The organism is Aliihoeflea sp. PC F10.4, from assembly GCF_054612275.1.
The window spans coordinates 1,391,287-1,410,179 of the sequence record NZ_JBTSWH010000001.1 but is presented as its reverse complement, the minus strand read 5'-3'; the positions used below and the strand labels follow the sequence as shown (position 1 = coordinate 1,410,179).

General features: G+C 60.7%; 19 protein-coding genes and 1 riboswitch. Of the genes, 13 read left to right on the top strand and 6 right to left on the bottom strand.

All coding sequences use genetic code 11. The annotated features are described in order from the left end of the window. Positions 1 to 420: a DUF2267 domain-containing protein gene (locus tag ACX82Z_RS06975; RefSeq protein ID WP_459587522.1), complete on the bottom strand. Its 420-nt coding sequence runs from the start codon at positions 418 to 420 to the stop codon at positions 1 to 3. Between the two features lie 85 nt (positions 421 to 505). On the opposite strand from ACX82Z_RS06975, the gene ACX82Z_RS06970 reads away from it, so the two are divergent. The 9 genes from ACX82Z_RS06970 to gcvP all read left to right on the top strand — a co-directional run bounded on the left by ACX82Z_RS06970 (position 506) and on the right by gcvP (position 9,553). Then, entirely contained in the window at positions 506 to 1,633 is a 1,128-nt protein-coding gene (locus ACX82Z_RS06970) for an S-(hydroxymethyl)glutathione dehydrogenase/class III alcohol dehydrogenase (RefSeq protein ID WP_459587521.1), read from the top strand. A 116-nt stretch (positions 1,634 to 1,749) separates the two neighbouring features. After that, positions 1,750 to 2,553 carry a hypothetical protein gene (locus ACX82Z_RS06965; protein ID WP_459587520.1) on the top strand — a complete coding sequence of 268 codons (804 nt, stop codon included), beginning with the start codon at positions 1,750 to 1,752 and terminating at the stop codon, positions 2,551 to 2,553. After that, on the top strand, positions 2,550 to 3,011 hold the full coding sequence (locus tag ACX82Z_RS06960; RefSeq protein WP_459587518.1) for a YaiI/YqxD family protein: 462 nt from the start codon (positions 2,550 to 2,552) through the stop codon (positions 3,009 to 3,011). The genes ACX82Z_RS06965 and ACX82Z_RS06960 overlap by 4 nt, the downstream gene beginning before the upstream one ends. Next, on the top strand, positions 3,008 to 3,622 hold the full coding sequence (locus ACX82Z_RS06955; protein WP_459587516.1) for a DUF1345 domain-containing protein: 615 nt from the start codon (positions 3,008 to 3,010) through the stop codon (positions 3,620 to 3,622). The genes ACX82Z_RS06960 and ACX82Z_RS06955 overlap by 4 nt, the downstream gene beginning before the upstream one ends. 8 nt (positions 3,623 to 3,630) lie before the next feature. Then, positions 3,631 to 4,479 carry an S-formylglutathione hydrolase gene (gene fghA / locus ACX82Z_RS06950; protein WP_459587514.1) on the top strand — a complete coding sequence of 283 codons (849 nt, stop codon included), beginning with the start codon at positions 3,631 to 3,633 and terminating at the stop codon, positions 4,477 to 4,479. A gap of 136 nt (positions 4,480 to 4,615) precedes the next feature. Then, the gene (locus ACX82Z_RS06945) at positions 4,616 to 5,023 is read left to right on the top strand and encodes a helix-turn-helix domain-containing protein (protein ID WP_459587512.1); all 408 of its coding nucleotides are present in this window, start codon (positions 4,616 to 4,618) and stop codon (positions 5,021 to 5,023) included. 27 nt (positions 5,024 to 5,050) lie between these two features. After that, positions 5,051 to 5,136, top strand: a riboswitch (glycine riboswitch). A 150-nt stretch (positions 5,137 to 5,286) separates the two neighbouring features. Continuing rightward, positions 5,287 to 6,384, top strand: a complete 1,098-nt coding sequence (gene gcvT / locus ACX82Z_RS06940; protein WP_459587510.1) for a glycine cleavage system aminomethyltransferase GcvT — start codon at positions 5,287 to 5,289, stop codon at positions 6,382 to 6,384. Positions 6,385 to 6,389: 5 nt separating this feature from the next. After that, positions 6,390 to 6,758 (top strand): glycine cleavage system protein GcvH, encoded by a 369-nt coding sequence (gcvH, locus tag ACX82Z_RS06935; RefSeq protein ID WP_459587508.1) that lies wholly within the window; start codon positions 6,390 to 6,392, stop codon positions 6,756 to 6,758. Between the two features lie 14 nt (positions 6,759 to 6,772). Then, the gene (gene gcvP, locus ACX82Z_RS06930) at positions 6,773 to 9,553 is read left to right on the top strand and encodes an aminomethyl-transferring glycine dehydrogenase (protein WP_459587506.1); all 2,781 of its coding nucleotides are present in this window, start codon (positions 6,773 to 6,775) and stop codon (positions 9,551 to 9,553) included. On the opposite strand, the gene ACX82Z_RS06925 is transcribed toward gcvP, so the two are convergent. Next, on the bottom strand, positions 9,550 to 10,719 hold the full coding sequence (locus ACX82Z_RS06925; RefSeq protein ID WP_459587504.1) for a GGDEF domain-containing protein: 1,170 nt from the start codon (positions 10,717 to 10,719) through the stop codon (positions 9,550 to 9,552). The two genes, gcvP and ACX82Z_RS06925, sit on opposite strands and share 4 nt — an antisense overlap. Positions 10,720 to 10,957: 238 nt before the next feature. Between ACX82Z_RS06925 and parE the strand changes: the two genes are divergently transcribed. After that, the gene (gene parE / locus ACX82Z_RS06920) at positions 10,958 to 13,012 is read left to right on the top strand and encodes a DNA topoisomerase IV subunit B (protein ID WP_459911657.1); all 2,055 of its coding nucleotides are present in this window, start codon (positions 10,958 to 10,960) and stop codon (positions 13,010 to 13,012) included. On the opposite strand, the gene ACX82Z_RS06915 is transcribed toward parE, so the two are convergent. Then, complete coding sequence (locus tag ACX82Z_RS06915; RefSeq protein WP_459587502.1) at positions 13,009 to 14,121, bottom strand: DUF2336 domain-containing protein; 1,113 nt, start codon at positions 14,119 to 14,121, stop codon at positions 13,009 to 13,011. The two genes, parE and ACX82Z_RS06915, sit on opposite strands and share 4 nt — an antisense overlap. 105 nt (positions 14,122 to 14,226) lie before the next feature. Between ACX82Z_RS06915 and ACX82Z_RS06910 the strand changes: the two genes are divergently transcribed. Beyond that, on the top strand, positions 14,227 to 14,679 hold the full coding sequence (locus ACX82Z_RS06910) for a MaoC family dehydratase (RefSeq protein ID WP_459587500.1): 453 nt from the start codon (positions 14,227 to 14,229) through the stop codon (positions 14,677 to 14,679). Next, positions 14,679 to 15,551, top strand: coding sequence for an HpcH/HpaI aldolase/citrate lyase family protein (locus ACX82Z_RS06905; protein ID WP_459587499.1), 873 nt, complete (start codon positions 14,679 to 14,681; stop codon positions 15,549 to 15,551). Before ACX82Z_RS06910 ends, ACX82Z_RS06905 begins: the two co-directional genes overlap by 1 nt. Here the strand turns inward: ACX82Z_RS06905 and ACX82Z_RS06900 are convergent, their stop codons facing one another. Next, on the bottom strand, positions 15,552 to 16,178 hold the full coding sequence (locus tag ACX82Z_RS06900) for a flavin reductase family protein (protein WP_459587498.1): 627 nt from the start codon (positions 16,176 to 16,178) through the stop codon (positions 15,552 to 15,554). It abuts the gene before it with no gap. Next, on the bottom strand, positions 16,178 to 16,762 hold the full coding sequence (locus ACX82Z_RS06895) for a nitroreductase family protein (RefSeq protein ID WP_459587497.1): 585 nt from the start codon (positions 16,760 to 16,762) through the stop codon (positions 16,178 to 16,180). The genes ACX82Z_RS06900 and ACX82Z_RS06895 overlap by 1 nt, the downstream gene beginning before the upstream one ends. Positions 16,763 to 17,041: 279 nt before the next feature. Between ACX82Z_RS06895 and ACX82Z_RS06890 the strand changes: the two genes are divergently transcribed. Continuing rightward, entirely contained in the window at positions 17,042 to 18,028 is a 987-nt protein-coding gene (locus ACX82Z_RS06890) for a hypothetical protein (protein ID WP_459911655.1), read from the top strand. Positions 18,029 to 18,038: 10 nt separating this feature from the next. Here the strand turns inward: ACX82Z_RS06890 and ACX82Z_RS06885 are convergent, their stop codons facing one another. Next, on the bottom strand, positions 18,039 to 18,866 hold the full coding sequence (locus ACX82Z_RS06885) for a lysophospholipid acyltransferase family protein (protein WP_459587496.1): 828 nt from the start codon (positions 18,864 to 18,866) through the stop codon (positions 18,039 to 18,041). Positions 18,867 to 18,893: the final 27 nt, after the last annotated feature.

The following is an 18,893-nucleotide window of genomic DNA, read 5'->3' as shown; positions in this document are numbered from 1 at the left end:
TCACACTTTCCAGAACTCGCGCGCCTCACCCGGGAGACAGGCCAGAACACTTTCGAATGCGACCGGATCGACATGCGCATGCAGCGCCTTTGCGACGAGGCGAATAGCGTCAGGCGGCGAAAAGTCATGATTTCTTCGAAATTCGCGTACCTCGCGGTTCAACGCCTCGAAGTCGCTGAATGGTTTTCGGGCGACGCTGGTGTCCCAATCCTTGACGAAGATCGATCGGAGTACCGACGGTAGCGCATCGGCGAACGCTATGGCTTCGGATAGAGACAATCTCAGCCGGAAGACGCGCAAGACCGACTCGACCGTCTGATAGGTTTGATGCCGGGTGTCATGACCGAACGAAACTCGCAGTTCCTCCATAAAACGATCGAAATCCGCACTGGCGCGAGCGTATTCCAGCGGCATCGGCATGATGAACTCCCATTCAGCGGGCTTGTCAGTGCGCTCGAAAGCTGTGACATCTGCACCAAACAGCCATCGAGGAGATTTTGATCCCATGAAGACACGCGCCGCCGTCGCAATTGCCGCAGGAAAGCCGTTGGAAATCATGGAAGTCGATCTCGAAGGCCCGCGCGAGGGCGAGGTGCTGGTCGAGATCAAGGCGACCGGCATTTGCCATACGGACGAGTTCACGCTGTCCGGTGCAGACCCGGAAGGCATCTTCCCGGCGATCCTCGGCCATGAGGGAGCGGGCGTCGTGGTCGATGTAGGACCAGGCGTCACGTCTTTGAAGAAAGGCGACCACGTCATCCCGCTCTATACGCCCGAATGCCGCACCTGCCCGTCCTGCCTGTCGCGCAAGACCAACCTGTGTACGGCGATCCGCTCGACGCAGGGTCAGGGGCTGATGCCGGACGGCACGTCGCGCTTCTCGATCGGCAAGGACAAGATTTTCCACTACATGGGCTGCTCGACCTTCGCCAATCACACGGTCCTGCCGGAGATCGCGCTCGCCAAGGTCAACCCCGACGCCCCCTTCGACAAGATCTGCTATATCGGCTGCGGCGTGACGACGGGCATCGGCGCTGTGATCAACACGGCAAAGGTGGAGATCGGCGCGACGGCTGCCGTGTTCGGTCTCGGCGGCATCGGCCTCAACGTCATTCAGGGCCTGCGTCTTGCCGGAGCCGACATGATCATCGGCGTCGACATCAACAACGACAAGAAGGAATGGGGCGAACGCTTCGGCATGACCCATTTCGTCAACCCGACTGAAATCGACGGTGACGTCGTTCAGCACATCGTCAACCTGACCAAGCGCGGAGCCGACCAGATCGGCGGTGCGGACTATACGTTCGACTGTACCGGAAACGTGAAGGTCATGCGGCAAGCCCTTGAATGCGCACATCGCGGCTGGGGTGAATCGATCGTCATCGGCGTTGCGGGCGCAGGTCAGGAAATCGCGACGCGCCCGTTCCAGCTCGTTACCGGCCGCACCTGGAAGGGCACGGCTTTCGGCGGCGCACGCGGTCGCACGGACGTTCCGAAGATCGTTGACTGGTATATGGATGGCAAGATCGAGATCGATCCGATGATCACCCACACCTTATCTCTCGACGAGATCAACAAGGGCTTCGACTTGATGCATGCCGGCGAGTCGATCCGCTCGGTCGTCGTCTATTAGCGTTCGGTGAAAAAAGCGCTGCAGTCCGGCACGATTCCCCGTGTCGCGCGTTCCTCTGAGCGCCTGAGCAATGTTCAGGCGCAGCATAGGGACGTAGCTACGACAGGACCGCTTCGATGAACCTTTCCAGAACCTTCCTCGCGCTTGCGCTTGGCACTTCGCTTTTTGCATTGTCGGCTTGCGGCGAGGAGCAATCAACCGAAGCGACGCCGCCGCCGGCCCAGCAACAGGACGATGCCGGTCAGGCGTTGGACGACGCAGGGGATGCAGCCGGAGATGCGCTCACGCGTCTCCGCGACGCTGCCGGTCAGACAGCGGAAGAAGCCGGGCGTCTTGCAGGCGAAGCGCGTGAGCGTGCAGGCCGCGCGATAGAAGATGCCGGACCCGCGCTCGACCGGGCGCGCGACATCGCAGGCCAGATCGGCCAGTCCATCGAGGAGATCGCCCAGCAGGCGCGTCAGGATTTGACTGACGCCGCCGCCGCGCTGGAGCGGCGCATCGCTTCGGAGACGGACGGTCCGGTTCCGGACGAGCCCATCGGCGACCCGCAGGCTTTGCTTGGCTCCGAAGACGAGCTTCAGGCCGACACCCGAGCGGCCGCGCGTGCCTCGATGGCTCATGTCGGGGCCGACTATGTCGGCGCATGGGCGGCAAGTGCGGAAAGCTGTGCGCGCATCGACCGTGAGCCGCTCGAAATGTTCGCCGTCATCACGCCAACGACGATGCGCCGCTATGAAAGCGTCTGCAACATCGATCCCGCCGAAACTGTTAACGGAGAGACGACGGTCGCCGCATCCTGCATCGCGGAAGGCATGGAAGAGGAGCGCCAGATCAGTTTCGACACGAGCGAGCCGAACGTGCTGCGCATTTCGCAAGGCGACAATGACGGCATTCCACTTGTCAGGTGCAGCCTGCCGTGAGCAGTCCTTCGATCTTCGTCGATGCAGATGCCTGTCCGGTGAAGGATGAGGCGATCAAGGTCGCCGAGCGCCACGATCTCGTGATCACATTCGTTGCAAATGGCGGGTTGCGCCCCTCGCGCGATCCGATGATCCGCAATATCGTCGTTTCCGGAAAATTCGATGCTGCCGACGACTGGATCGTCGAGAATGCGGCGGCAAACGATATCGTCATTACTGCCGATGTTCCGCTTGCCGCGCGCTGCGTTGAAAAGGGCTGTCATGTCCTCGGCATGAACGGAAGGGCCTTCACGCCGGAAACGATCGGCATGGCTGTTGCGATCCGCGACCTGAAACAGACCTTGCGCGAATCGGGCGATATCAAGGGCTACAACGCACCGTTTTCGCCGCGCGATCGTTCTGCGTTTCTGTCGTCACTCGATCAGACCGTGCGCCGTGCGTTAAACGCAGTGGCATGAGACGGCACCGGCGCCATTTTCCCTTCTATGTCGCGGCATTGGTCGCCGTGGCTGGACTAGGCGTCGGCACGGTGTTGCGTCTTCCATCCGCCCCGGTCTTGTCGGCGAACCTGTTTTTCATGAGCTACCTCGTCTTCGCGCTGAGAGCATTGGCGCGCCTTGAGCCGCACGATTTGAAGAACGCCGCCAAGGACGACGATCTGCCAGTGACGCTGATCTTTCTCGTCACGCTGACAGCGGCAGGCGCATCACTGGCCGCACTGTTCGTTCTGGTCAATTCAGATGAGACACCGGGCCTGGCCAATCTCGTCATCACCCTCGCCGCCGTCCCGCTCGGCTGGCTGACCGTCCATATCATGGCGGCCGTACACTACGCGCATGTCTACTGGAGCGGCAGGAAGGGAATCGACTTCCCGCAGAGCAACGAGCCGTCCGGTATCGATTTCATCTACTTTTCACTGACGATCGGCATGACGGCACAAACGTCGGACGTGGAAGTGACGACGCCGGCAATGCGACGCCTCGTCGTCATCCACGGCGTCGTGTCCTTCTTTTTCAATACGGTTATTCTGGCTGCCGTCGTCAATTCGGCCGTCAGCATCGGCAAATGAGGAAAAGCATGAAAACCATCTCGACCGCGAAATCTCATGGCGGCGTCCAAGGCGTCTATTCGCATATGTCCGAAAGCTGCGCCTGCGAGATGACATTCGCGGTCTTCGTTCCGCCACAGGCGAAGGACGGCCCCTGCCCGGTGCTTTGGTATCTGTCCGGCCTGACCTGCACGCATGCCAACGTGATGGACAAGGGCGAATATCGGAAGATGGCGGCCGACCTTGGCGTGATCGTGGTATGTCCGGACACGAGCCCGCGCGGAGACGATGTCGCAGATGAGCCGGACAATTGGCAATTCGGCAAGGGCGCGGGTTTTTATCTCGACGCGACAGAAGCACCCTATTCCAACCACTACCGAATGTACTCCTACATCACCGATGAACTGCCGAAGCTGATCAGCGAAAACTTTCCGGCAGATATGTCGCGGCAGTCGATCTTCGGTCATTCGATGGGCGGGCATGGCGCAATGACGATTGCGCTCAAGAATCCGGAACGCTTCAAGTCATGCTCGGCCTTTGCGCCGATCGTGCAACCCTCCACCGCCGGATGGTCAAAACCTGCGCTGGAGAAATATCTGGGTGCCGATGAAAGCAAATGGCGGGCGTATGATTCGACCGCTCTTATCGAAGACGGCGCACGCTTTCCCGAATTTCTGATCGATCAGGGGACCGCTGACGGATTTCTCGACGAGGGTCTGCGCCCTTGGCTTTTCGAGGAAGCCTGCAAAGGAACGGATATCGCCCTGACCCTGCGCATGCATGAAGGATACGATCACTCCTATTTCTTCATCTCGACCTTCATGGACGATCATTTGCGTTGGCATGCCGAACGCCTTGGCGTTAATACGCACTCATAACATTTCCACCCAATAGATTGATTTTCATCGGTTGTCTCTTGGTCGGTTGCGATCAACCGCACCTTCCGTCATGCTTGCCTCGCGCCACTTGACGGCGCGAGGCAACAATTCCGAAGACACTGAAAAGGGGTGGCAGGTGCCTGACACCACGACGATCTATTCCGAAAATCCGGACCTCGATACGCTTGGCGGGCGGCTGTCGCGGGCACGCGATGCGGTCGGCATGACGACCGCGCAACTTGCGCGCCGCCTCGGTGTGCAAACCTCGACGTTGCAAGCGTGGGAAAGCGACCGTTCGCAGCCGCGCGCGAACCGGCTATCCATGCTGGCGGGTGTTCTCAACGTCAGCCTGTCATGGTTGCTCTATGGCGTCGGCACGGCGCCGGTCGATGAGGATTTGCGCGACGAAACCGTCCGCGCGATCTCGGCACAACTTTCCGAGTTGAAACGCCTTCATGCGCAAAGCGCTGCCGTCATCACGCAAATCGAGGAAGAGTTGAGGATATTCGCCCGCGAGGGTGACAAGGCAGAACCGATCGGCTAGGTTCGCGGCGTCAGGAGCCCAAGGCTCCGCCGGTTTGCGGGAGAGAGCAGCATCGCTGCCGCCGAAGGGGAAATCGCCCGAAATCTCTCAGGCAAAAGAACCGTTGGCCGGTCAAGACGCTCTGGAAAGTCGAGGTTCGTCCTCGCGCCGAAGGTGTAAGCGTTGCCGACAGAGTTCCGGCCGCGCAAGTCTCTCAGGCTTCCGACAGAGGGGCACGAACAGGCCGCCTTAGCGGCGGAACGCGTGCGACTTCTGGAGGCCGGATGGCTGATACGGGTGAGCTTAGACAACTTCCATTGAAACCGCTGCATGAGGCGGCTGGCGCGAAATTCGGCGGCTTTGCCGGCTGGTCGATGCCGCTGACATATCCAGCGGGCGTCATGAAAGAACACCTGCATTGCCGTGAGGCTGCAGGATTGTTCGACATTTCCCATATGAAGCTCTTCGCGGTCTCCGGCCCGCAGGCAGCCGACGCGCTGTCGCGCACATGCCCTCTCGACGCAGGCGCGCTGCCCGTCGGGCAAGCGAAATACACGTTCTTCCTGAACGAAAATGCCGGAATTCTGGACGATCTGATCGTGACACGCACGGGCGATGAGCGGTTCATCGTCGTCGCCAACGCCGGAAACGCCAAAGCGGATGAAGCGCATTTGCGCGAGGTTGCAAGCGCGTTCGACTGTGCCGTCGAAGCGCTCGACCGCGTGTTTCTCGCCGTTCAAGGACCGGCAGCAGCCGATGTGGCAACACGTACCGGCATCGACGGCGGTGATCTCGTCTTCATGCAAGGCAAGGAAACGAGCGACGGCCGGTTCATCAGCCGTAGCGGATATACCGGCGAGGACGGATTCGAGATCGCCCTTCCCGTCGAACAGGCTCAGGCCTTCGCCGAAAAGCTTTTGGCCGACGACAGCGTCGAATGGGTCGGCCTTGCCGCGCGCGACAGCTTGCGGCTCGAGGCGGGGCTGTGCCTGCACGGTCAGGACATTTCACCCGATACGAACCCGGTCGAGGCCGGGCTTATGTGGGCAATCCCGAAGCCTTTACGCTCAGGTGGCGGCTACATCGGAGCAGCAGCGCTCGAAAAGGTGATTGCCGAGGGCGCGGCACGCAAGCGCGTCGGGCTGAAACCTGAAGGCCGCCAGCCGATCCGCGCCGGTGCCCCGCTTGTCGATGCCGACGGCAAGGAAGTCGGCACGGTCAATTCGGGCGGATTCGGTCCTTCTTTCGGCGCGCCTGTCGCCATGGGCTACATTGCCGTCGAGGCGCAGGACAACCCGATCTTCGCCGAAGTGCGCGGCAATCGACTACCCATTTCGATCCACTCCCTTCCCTTTCAGCCACATCGCCAGCGCAAAGGATGACGCTCATGGCAACGACCTATTTTACTTCCGATCATGAATGGATCAGCGTCGAGGGCGATGTCGCGACGGTCGGCATCACGAATTATGCCCAGGAGCAGCTTGGCGATCTCGTCTTCGTCGAACTGCCGGAGACCGGCCGCGAAATCGCAAAGGGCGACACGGTCGTGGTCGTCGAATCAGTGAAGGCCGCATCGGACGTCTATGCGCCCATAGCCGGTGAAATCACTGCGGTGAACGACGCACTTTCGTCCGATCCCGCACTCGTCAACTCGGCGGCGGAAAAGGACGGCTGGCTCTGGAAAATGAAGCTTGCGGACATGAGCGAGCTTGAAGGGCTGATGGACCGCGCCGCCTACGACGCCACGACGGCCTGACAGGAGATACGCCGATGAGCTTTGCAAACCGCCATATCGGCCCCGGCCCCGGCGAACAGCGCGAAATGCTGAAGACTTTGGGCCTGACCTCGCTCGACACGCTTGTCAGCCAGGCCGTTCCGAAATCCATCCGGCTCGATGGCCCGCTCGACCTTCCCGCCCCCGCCGGCGAGCAGCAGGCCTTGGCCGAACTGGCATCGATGATGGAGCGCAACGTCGTCGCCAAAAGCTTCATCGGCACCGGCTATCATGGAACCTATGTTCCGCCCGTCATCCAGCGCAATCTCTTCGAGAACCCGGCCTGGTACACGGCTTATACGCCCTATCAGGCTGAAATCAGCCAAGGCCGTCTGGAGATGCTCTTCCATTTCCAGACGCTCGTGACCGAGCTGACCGGCCTTCCCGTCGCTTCATCCTCTTTGTTGGACGAAGCGACGGCCGTGGCCGAGGCCATCGGCATCGCTTGGCGCCATCACCGCATGAAGCGTCCCAAGATATCGATTGCCGGCGCGCTTCACCCGCAGGTGATGGATGTGATCGAGACGCGCGCGGACCCGTTGGGTATTGAAATCGGGTCTGGTGACGTGGATGGCGAAACGGCAGCGCTCGTCATTCCATGGCCTGACACGGCAGGCATTTTCGGCGACCACGCCGACAGAATCAAACGCGCGCGGGGCATGGACATCGTCGTCATCTTCGTCGCCGATCCTCTGGCACTGAGCGTTACGCAATCCCCTGCCTCGCTCGGCGCGGATATCGCAGTCGGCTCCATGCAGCGCTTTGGGGTTCCGATGGGCAATGGCGGCCCGCACGCGGCCTATTGCGCAGTCGCTGACAAGTTCACCCGGCTGATGCCGGGCCGGATTGTCGGCCAGTCGGTCGATACAGGCGGGCGCGTCGGCTATCGCCTTGCCCTGCAGACTCGCGAACAGCACATCCGCCGCGACAAGGCGACATCCAATATCTGCACGGCGCAAGCGCTTCTCGCCAATATGGCTGCGGCCTATTCGATCTGGCACGGTCCGGAGGGTCTTCAAGCCATCGCCCAGCGCATGCACGGCCTTGCCGCCCGGCTTCACGCGGGCATGAAGTCCAAAGGCATCGAGGTCGCCGGCGACCTTTATTTCGATACAGTTACGGTGAAATCCAAACACGCCGAAGCCATTCTTGAAAAGACGATGGAGCGCGGACTATGGCTGCGCGACTTCGAGGATGGCCGCATCGGCATCACCTTCGACGAAACCTCGACCGAGGCCGATCTTCTGGCAATCGCTGATCTTTTCGGCCTCAAGCTTGGCGAGGAAGCAGCGATGCAGCTTCCCGGTCAGCGTGAGGGCGATTTCCTCAGCCAGCCCGTTTTCCACGAGAACCGCTCGGAAACAGAGATGATGCGCTTCCTGCGCCGTCTTGCCGACAAGGACCTGGCGCTCGACCGCGCGATGATCCCGCTCGGCTCCTGTACGATGAAGCTCAACGCCGTAGCCGAGATGATGCCAGTGAGTTGGGCAGGCGTTGCCAACCTTCATCCTTTCGCACCGGAGGGCAGCGCCGAAGGCTATCGCGCCATGTTCGACCAGCTCGAAAGCTGGCTTGCCGAAATCACCGGCTTCGACGCCGTCTCGCTTCAGCCGAACGCCGGTAGCCAGGGCGAATATGCCGGGCTTCTGGCAATCCGGCGCTACCACCGCGCAAATGGCGACGACCAGCGCGTCGTCTGTCTCATCCCGTCATCCGCGCATGGCACCAATCCGGCAAGCGCTTCCATGGCCGGAATGGAAATCGTCGTCGTCAAATGCACAGATCATGGCGATGTCGATGTGGATGACCTGCAAGCGAAGGCAGCGCAGCATGCCGACAGACTTGCCGCTTTGATGATCACCTACCCTTCTACCCATGGCGTCTTCGAGGAAGGCGTGCGCGACATCTGCAAGATCGTCCACGATCACGGCGGGCAGGTCTATCTCGACGGTGCCAACCTCAATGCGATGGTCGGCCTCGCCCGCCCGGGCGATCTGGGGGCGGACGTCTGCCACATGAATCTGCACAAGACCTTCTGCATTCCCCATGGCGGCGGCGGCCCCGGCATCGGCCCGATCGGCGTCAAGTCGCATCTTGCGAAGTTCCTGCCGGGACATGTCGCGGAAGGCTCGCGGCATGCCGTCTCGGCCGCGCCGTTCGGTTCGGCCTCGATCTTGCCGATCACATGGATGTATATCCGCATGATGGGCGCGAGCGGACTGAAGCGGGCGACCGAGCTTGCGATCCTGTCGGCCAACTACATCGCCGAACGCCTCGAGGCGCACTATCCCGTGCTCTATCGCGGACGTAACGGACGCGTCGCACACGAGTGCATCCTCGACACGCGCGTTCTGAAGGATAGTGCCGGCATTTCGGTCGAGGATATCGCCAAGCGCCTGATCGACTATGGCTTCCATGCACCGACAATGTCGTGGCCAGTCGCCGGAACGCTGATGGTCGAGCCGACGGAATCCGAGCCGAAACCCGAACTCGACCGTTTCTGTGACGCGATGATCGCGATCGCGAAGGAGGCCGACAAAGTCGCATCGGGCGTCTGGCCGAAGGACGACAACCCGCTCATCAATGCACCGCATCCGGCTATCGACCTGATGGCGAATGAGTGGACGCATCCCTATACGCGTTCGGAAGCTGCGTTTCCGGCCGGCGACGAGAATATGGCATCGAAATACTGGCCGCCGGTCTCGCGCATCGACAATGTGGCGGGCGACCGCAACCTTGTTTGTTCCTGCCCGCCGCTGGAAGCGCTGGCGAGTTAGATCGCCAGCCGAAGATTGCCTTCTATTTCGACCCTGTTGCGGCCAGCCTTCTTGGCCGCATAAAGGGCGCTGTCGGCACGTGCGAGGACATCGCTGACGGATGGATTATGGTCATCGCCAAAACCGATGCCGGCACTGACCGTGCATCGGAACGCGCCGTCGCCGCTGAATTCTTCCTCGGACAGCGATTCACAGATGTGCCTGACGACAGCGGCAGCGTGATCGCTGTCGGTACGCGGCATAAAGAGCGCGAACTCTTCACCGCCGATACGGACGGCGATGTCCCGGTTGCGCTTGCCGTCTTCGAGAAGATTGGCGAAGCGAACGAGCACATCGTCCCCGCTTGCATGACCGTGCCGGTCATTGATCTGCTTGAAATGGTCGAGATCGAAAATGGCGATGGCCGCATATGAGCCGAGCGCCTTGTCGGGCACTGTCAGCATCATCCCACGACGATTGAGAAGACCGGTGAGAGGATCGGTAACGGATTCGGATCGGTGATGTTGGGCAAGGCGGGTCTGATCAAGGGCGACCGACAGCGCACCCGCACCAGTCATGCCGACGATAGCGACGATGATGTTCACGCGCTCAGCCCAGTTGTCTGGCACGCCACCGATGACCCATTGGCCATTCGCGAGCAGGACAAGACCGCAAAGTGCAAAGGAGGCGGACGCCATGGCATAAAGCGCAGTCATCAACAGAAGCGGTATCGGAGCTTCAGCGCGCCTTATGAAGTAAATGCGGCCGGACATGGCAAGCAATGTCGCGGCAGCGGTATTTTGGAGGATGAACGCAACGCCGTCATAACCGGCAAACAGCGCCGACAGCGGAATACCGACCGCCAGAACGGAAATGATCGCGAGCTCTTTCTTATCAACCGTTTGGCCGAAAAATTGCTGCGCGGCACCGTAAAGAATGGCCGTTCCGAGAGGCAGGAAGCCTATGACGATCGTTCCCAAAAGAAGCGCGGGCGCAGCGGCATAATAGGAATAGGCGATGACATGTATGACGAGAATGAGAATGGCCAACGACCATGTCAGCTTGAACTCGTCGCGCCGCGCCGTCATCCAGAAGGCGAACATGGTGATGGAAAGGCACGCACCGGATATTGCTGTGGCCAGCAGGAGTGATACGTAATCGATGGCCATTGCCGAAAACCCCGCCATTGATGCCTGCTTTCGCAGTCAAGGACATTTAGCCCCTAATCGTTCGCAATAGATTACAGTTGGCACGACCATTTGACAAAGTAGTCATGTGTTTTGTGTGTCACCGCTTCGGCTGTGGACGAACCGCAAACGACGCTCTTCAATTTCACCATGATTTCCTGCATTAGACGGTTCTCTTCTATGATGAAGCGCTTTGGACATTCCGTCCGCTGATTCGCGAATGGACGACCCTGCCGAAATGGACGACAACAACGATCTCTTTGGCGACCTGGCTTCCGCCGCACCGGCCAAGCCCGCGCCCCGCCCCGTCGATCCCATCGTTGCGGCGGCAAAGCGAGCTGCTGCCCCTGCCCCGCGCGAAGCCAGCGACGGATACAGTGCGGCCGACATCGAGGTTCTGGAAGGCCTCGAGCCGGTGCGCCGGCGGCCGGGCATGTATATCGGCGGCACCGACGAAAAGGCGCTCCATCATCTCTTCGCCGAAGTCATCGACAATTCGATGGACGAGGCGGTTGCCGGCCATGCGACCTTCATCGAGGTGGAGTTGACAGCCGACGGCTTTCTTTCGGTCACAGACAACGGGCGCGGCATCCCGGTCGATCCGCACCCGAAATTCAAGGACAAGTCCGCGCTCGAAGTCATCATGACGACGCTTCATGCGGGCGGAAAATTCGACTCCAAGGTCTACGAGACCTCCGGCGGTCTTCACGGTGTCGGCGTTTCGGTCGTCAACGCGCTGTCTGACCAACTCGAAGTCGAGGTCGCGCGCGGCCGAAAGCTCTATCGCCAGCGCTTTGCCCGAGGCATCCCACAAGGCGGGCTGGAAGTTGTCGGCGACGTGCAGAATCGTCGCGGCACCAAAGTACGCTTTCATCCGGACGCACAGATTTTCGGTGACAAGGCGAAGTTCGAGCCGGCCCGTCTCTACAAGATGGCGCGCTCAAAGGCCTACCTTTTCGGCGGCGTCGAGATCCGCTGGTCGTGCGACCCGTCGCTGATCGGCGAAAAGGAGCAGACACCGGACCGGGCGACGTTCCACTTCCCCGGCGGACTGAAGGATTACCTCCTTGCCTCGCTGGGTAACGACTATCAGGTCACGCGCGCGCCCTTCGCCGGCAAGAGCGAGAAGTCGGGCGGCCATGGCTCCCTCGAATGGGCGGTAACTTGGCACGGCGGCGACGGCTTCCTGAACTCCTACTGCAACACGATCCCGACGCCCGAAGGCGGCACGCATGAAACGGGTATGCGCAACGCGCTGTTGCGCGGCCTGCGAGCCTATGCGGAACTGACCGGCAATAAGCGCGCCTCGATCGTCACCGCCGAAGACGTGATGATTTCGGCGGCTGGCATGCTGTCCGTGTTCATTCGCGAGCCGGAATTCGTCGGTCAGACCAAGGATCGTCTGGCAACCGGCGAGGCGCAGCGCATCGTGGAAAACGCGGTTCGCGACCCGTTCGATCATTGGCTGGCCGACAACCCGCAAGAAGCCTCGAAGCTGCTTGACTGGGTGATTGCGCGCGCGGACGAACGCGTGCGCCGCCGGCAGGAAAAGGAAGTCAGCCGCAAAAGTGCCGTGCGCAAATTGCGTCTTCCGGGCAAGCTGGCGGATTGCACGCAAAATGCCGCTGCCGGTGCTGAAATCTTCATCGTCGAGGGTGATTCGGCCGGCGGCTCCGCCAAGCAGGCACGCGACAGGGCAAAGCAGGCGATCCTTCCGCTACGCGGCAAGATTCTCAACGTCGCCAGTGCTGGCCGCGAGAAATTGACGGCCAACCAGCAGATCGCAGATCTTATTCAGGCGCTCGGCTGCGGCACGCGTTCGAAATACCGGGAAGAGGATTTGCGCTACGACCGCGTGATCATCATGACCGACGCCGACGTGGACGGCGCCCACATCGCATCGCTCCTGATCACCTTCTTCTATCAGGAAATGCCCGAATTGATCCGTGGCGGGCATCTCTATATGGCGGTTCCACCGCTCTACAAGCTCAGTCAGGGTGGCAAGACCATGTATGCGCGCGACGACGCGCACAAGGACGAGCTATTGCGCACAGAGTTTACCGGGCGCGGAAAAGTGGAACTTGGCCGGTTCAAGGGTCTTGGCGAAATGCTGGCTTCACAGCTCAAGGAAACCACGATGGACCCGAAGAAGCGTACGCTCCTACGCGTCGAGGTTCAGGAAGCCGATGATGAAACCCGCGCTTCGGTCGACGCGCTCATGGGCACGAAGCCAGAGGCTCGATTCCGCTTTATCCAGGACCGCGCCGAATTCGCGAACGAACTGGATATTTAGGCTGCAATAGACCTGGATGTCTCGATCGCGACGGCGCGAATCGCGTCCGATTGAATCTGCCGCAACAGGCTGACAATCGCGGCCGACTGCGGTTCGGCGGTTTCTGCGAAACAATCGATCATGATCCGGCTCGCTTCGCGTGAGCCACCCGCACTTTCGCCTCGCCAGTGATGGATTGCGGCGACCAGCGGCCGGTAAATAGGCGATGCGAAACCGGCTTTTTCGAACATTGCGGCTAAGGCCAGATCGCGACCAGACACAATCAGCGTTCGCACGCGCTCCTGCGGCATCGAGGCCAGATGCGCTGCAAGATGGATGAAGAACTCCATTTTGCCACTGGCCACGCAGCGCAGGACGAGCGCCGTCGTCAATTCACCCGACTGACGCAAACGTTCGATCAACAGTGAAAACTCGGAAGCACGCGACCGTTCGATCAGCGCGAGTGACGAGCGCGCGCAGGCATCACGTGTGATCTTCGCGGCGCGTTCGCTCCCGATGAATGCCTGTATAAAAGGTGACTGTCCGAGAACCTGACCAAGTCCCGCCAAAAGGCGATGCCGGCAATCGACCGGCAGCCGCGGATCGCAAATCAGGATTTCGCGCAATTCCCCGTCCGTTCCAAACCGATCCACCATGCGGCGAAAGCTCGACGGGAAAATTTCCGCATCCTCGTTGCGGGCAAGTTCGATGACGGCCTCCAATGCGCCAAGTTCGCTCAGCGCACCCACCACGCCGGACGCGAGGCTCGGGCGGCGCGCGATCATGGCCTGGCCTTTTGCGTTCGACGTCGCGGCTAGCTCGATCAAATCCCCTTCGCTCAGCAATGGCGATCGCAGCAAAATGGGCCCGGCGACGCCTGGCTGATCTTTGGCGAGATGGAGGACGATATGAAGCGGCGCACGACGACTGCCTGCCAGCGACATGGCGATCGTCGCGCGCACCTTGGGCGACGGGTCGTCGCTCAGAAGCGTCAACGCGCATTCGGCTGCGTGACGCTCGTCGCGTGGCGTATCGATATCGATGCAGAGATTTGCCAGATATTCGGCGGCCGTGGCGCGTTCGCTTGCACGCGTAGAGCGCAAAAATGGTTCCGCTGTCGCCGTCGTCACTTTCGCCCCCATAACAAACTCCGGTGGACGGTAGCGGGAATTGGTTTACGAACGGTTCACCATGTTCTTTAAGCCTTCAAAAGGCGAAACGGAGGAGGCGTACGCATGGCTGGGCTTTATCTGGAGGAGTTCGTCCCGGGCAAGGTGATCCGGCATACACTCACCAAATCGGTCACCGAAAGCGACAACATGCTTTTTTCGGTGATGACGCTCAATCCGCAGCCGCTTCATATCGATTTCGATTTCGCCGCCAAAAGCGAATGGGGCAAGCCGCTCGTCAATTCACTGTTCACCCTTGGCCTGATGATCGGTATTTCGGTCCATGACACGACGCTCGGCACTACGATCGGGAATCTGGGAATGACCGATACGAGTTTTCCGCATCCCGTATTTCACGGCGATACCATCCGCGTGGAAACGGAAGTCATGAGCGTTCGTCCTTCGAAATCGAAGCCCGATCGAGGCATCGTCGAGTTCGAGCACCGCGCCTATAACCAGAACGACGCGCTGGTGGCCAAATGCACCCGCCAAGCCATGATGCTCGCGAGGCCTGCCTGATGCGCTCTTTGCTGTTTGTCCCAGGCGATTCGGAACGCAAACTGGAAAAGGGCCTCCAATCGGGTGCCGACGCACTGATCGTCGACCTCGAGGATTCGGTGTCGGGCGCCAACAAGCCGGCCGCGCGTGAACTGACGGCAAAGTTTCTCGCGGAGCGGAAGGAAAACGGACCGATCCTCCTCGTGCGGGTCAATGATCTGTCGACCGGATTGACCGACGATGATCTTGCCGCCGTCATGTCGGCTGCGCCAAATGCGATCATGCTACCCAAATGCAGCGGGCTCAACGATGTCGAGCACCTTTCCGCCAAGCTGCGCGTTCATGAGGCCAATCACGGCCTGCCGGATCGTGCGACGGGCATTCTCCCGATCATCACCGAAACGGGCGCGAGCGTCCTGAACGGCCATAGCTACACACCGCAGTCGCGCCTCATCGGCGTGACCTGGGGTGCGGAAGATCTGTCGGCCGAAGTCGGCGCATCGGCCACGCGTCGCCCGGACGGCGAATATACCGACGTTTTCCGTCTGGCGCGGGCGGTCACCATTCTGGCGGGAAGCGCCGCACAGGTGGCCGCCATCGACACCGTATTTCCGAATTTCCGCGACGAAGACGCCTTCCGGCGCGATTGCGAAAACGCTATTCGGGACGGCTTTACGGGCCGCATGGCGATTCACCCCGCACAGGTCCCCGTCATCAATGACGTCTTCACCCCTTCGGATGCGGCGATTGCCCATGCGCGAGCGGTCGTCGACGCGTTTGCGGCGGCCGGCAATCCGGGCGTCGTCGGCATTGATGGTGAAATGTACGACCGGCCGCATCTCAAGCGCGCCGAGCGGTTGCTCGAACGCGCACGCGCGGCCGGCCTTGGCTGATCAGCTGGCTTTAGTAGATTTTGCACCGTCCCAGCGTGGGCGACGCATCTGGAAGGTTTCGGTCACGGCTGCGTAGTCCATATAGCCGAGCCGCGAGACCGTGCCGGCCTTGACGATATCGAACATGCCGTCCGTCATCGCGGCTTCGTCAATGTGAACGCCGACTACCTCGCCGAAGACCACGAAACGCTCACCGGTCTTGCCATCGAGGCCCTTGGGTTCGAGGATTTCCGTGACCTTGCATTCGAGTGCGGCGAGCGCTTCTCCCACCCGTGGCGGCTTGACCATGGTCGAGGCGACGGGCGTGAGGCCGGCATAATCGAACTCTGAAACGCCGCGCGGCGCATCGACCGAGGATGCGTTCATCTGCTCGATGAGCGCATGGCCGACGAGATTGGCGACGAACTCCCCGCTCTCGCGTGCGAACACAACGCTGTCCTTCTCGCCCTCCGACGAGAACATCACGAGATGCGGATGCGTCGAAAGTGCGTTGAAGAACGAGTACGGCGCCAGATTGACCTTGCCCGAAGGGCTGATCGAGGAGATCCAGCCGATGGGCCGCGGCGCGACGATCGCCTTGAACGGGTCGTGCGGCAGTCCATGGCCCTTTGAGGGTTCGTAGAACATCATATCTCCTTGGGGCCGGAATAATCGGAAACGATGGCGGCGAGATCGGGACGCGGACGTTCGAACGCATCTCCATCGAAATTCCCGATATGAACGAATCCGATGACCCGTTCATCAGGCTCCAGGCCGAGTATCGCCCTGCCCTCGTCCACGTCGGAATACCAGTTGGTGATCCAGTTCGCACCGTAGTCCATCGCGTTCGCCGCAATCAGCAGGTTCATGGCCGCCGCGCCGCCCGACAAAAACATCTCCCATTGCGGAATTTTCGGATTGTCGCGTGGCACATGGACGATGCCGACGACGAGCGGCGCACGCGAAAAACGTGTCAGTTCCTGTTCGCGGCGCGCATCCGTCAGCGGCCCTTCACGTTTCTCGGCAAGGCTGGCTAGCCGCTTGCCCACATCTACGCGCGCGTCACCACGATAAAGAATGAAGCGCCATGGCGCGAGGCGTCCATGATCCGGCACGCGTGCGGCAATGGTAAGCAGCGTGCCGATTTCTTCTTCGGAGGGTCCGGGTCCGCTCAATTCGGCTATCGGCGCGGATTTTCTGTTGAGAAGGAACTCGATCGTCGGTGACGTCAAACCTGAACTCCTAACGTTTGAGATGAAGCAGCCAAAAATCCACGGTCACGGACGCGTGCTCGGCTTTCGGAGAGTCTTGAAATTGCCACCGGTTTCAGGTTCAAGGCAAGGTATGATTGCATGTCCCGACCGTTCACCATGCGAGTTTTAAGCGCTGTCGTCATTGCCGCGTTGGTCGCGGCCTCGCCCGTTTTCGCACAGAACGGTGAGGGTGGCATGTTCGGCGGCGGGCCGGGTCCAGGTTCCAATCTCGAGCCAGGTCGGTCGGTCGGCGGCGGCATGCCTCGACTGGAACTTCCCGGTGGCGCAACGCCTCCTCCGCTTTCGCTGCCCCCGATCCAGTCCGAGCCCGGCGCGCAGATCGACGGGTTGTCGTCATTGCCTCTTCCCGTTCCGCTTCCGCAGATCGAACTGCCCGGCATTACCGGTTACGCGGCCCCGATCATCGGCGCGCCTCTTGCCGTTCCGGGCGCGGGATCGCTGACATTGTCCGCGCGTTTGACGCCGGAAGGCGACGCGATCGAACGCGGTATGGTCTGGCGCGTCTTCAACCCGGAACCCGGGCCCGACGGTCGTTTGCAACTTGTCGCCACGGCGCAAGGTGGCACCAGCAATTTCCAGCTTGGCCCCGGCAGCTATCTCGTCCACGCCGCCTTCGGGCGAGCCGGCGCGACCAAGCGTCTGACGGTCGGCCCCAATCAGCGCGACGAACAATTCGTTCTTGACGCCGGCGGCCTGAAACTTGATGCCGTCATAGCGGGCGGGGCCAATATCCCGTCGGAAAAGCTGCGCTTTTCGATCTTTGAAGGCGGAGGCGACGCATCCGGTGATCGCGCCCTCATCATTCCCAATGTCAGCCCGCAAACGGTGGTCCGTCTGAACAGCGGCACATATCACGTCGTCTCGACCTACGGAAACGTCAACGCGGTAATCCGATCCGACATTCGCGTCGAAGCCGGACAGCTCACTGAAGCGACGGTCGAGCACAAGGCGGCCGAAGTGACGATGAAGCTCGTTCGTGAGGCAGGCGGCGAGGCCATCGCCGACACGTCATGGGCCGTCTTGACCGATTCGGGCGACATCGTGCGCGAAAGCGTGGGCGCGTTTGCCACGATGGTGCTGTCGGAAGGCAAATACGTCGCGGCAGCGCGCAACCGCGAGCGCTTTTACGAGCGCGAGTTCAATGTGGTTGCGGGTCGCGACAGTGAAGTCGAGGTCATTGCCGACGAGAATGGCGCGCGTGAGGCATCTGGTTCAGGCGATTGATCCGTTTTCGTTATTTTCCCAGGGAAAATACGGCATTTTGCATGGCGTGAAGGATGGCCTTGCGGTCGCCTAGCCTTGCCAGTTCGTCGGCATGTAGAACCGGCCCGATCGCCACATCGATCGGCTTACCCATACGCCGTACGAATTCGGGCACCAGCAACGACAGGCGCAGGGTCATCGAAATCCGGGTGGCAAGATGGAACAGGAAACTGTTTTGCCCCGCGAAATGGAGCGGGATGACCGAAGCCCGCGCATCCTTCACCAGACGTGCTGCAAAGGTTTTCCAGGGCAAATCCTCTGCCTTTCCGAACCCGCGTGCGGCAGTCGATACGCCGCCAGCCGGAAAGATGACGACGGTCACACCCTGGCGAAGCAGCGAAAGGGCCTCGTGGCGAACGGCGAGATTGTTTGCTATCGCCTCGCGGGATTCGGAAAAATCAACAGGCAGGGCATAGGGCCGCATTTCCTCGACCTTCAGGAGATCGGCATGGATCATGACGCGAAATGGCCGGCCAAGACGTTCGGCCAACGAGAGGATCGCAATACCATCCGCGATACCGAATGGATGGTTGGCCACCATGACGAGTGGCGTATCCGGCAGGGAGGCAGGTAAAGCTCCCGCCAGTCGCAACTCGATCCCGACCATGCGCAGCATGTTCTGGAACACCGCATTTCCCTGCGGAACGACCTCGCTGCGCCAGCAATCATAAAGGTTCGCCAGCCGATTACGTCCGGCAAGCGTTTCGATCCCTTCGATGACGAGCCGCTGCATACGGTTGTGACCGTCATTCGCATAGGTCAGTTCGGGAAAAAGGGAATGACCCGCGACGTTTTTCATGCGCGCAACATGAATCAGTTGCGTGAC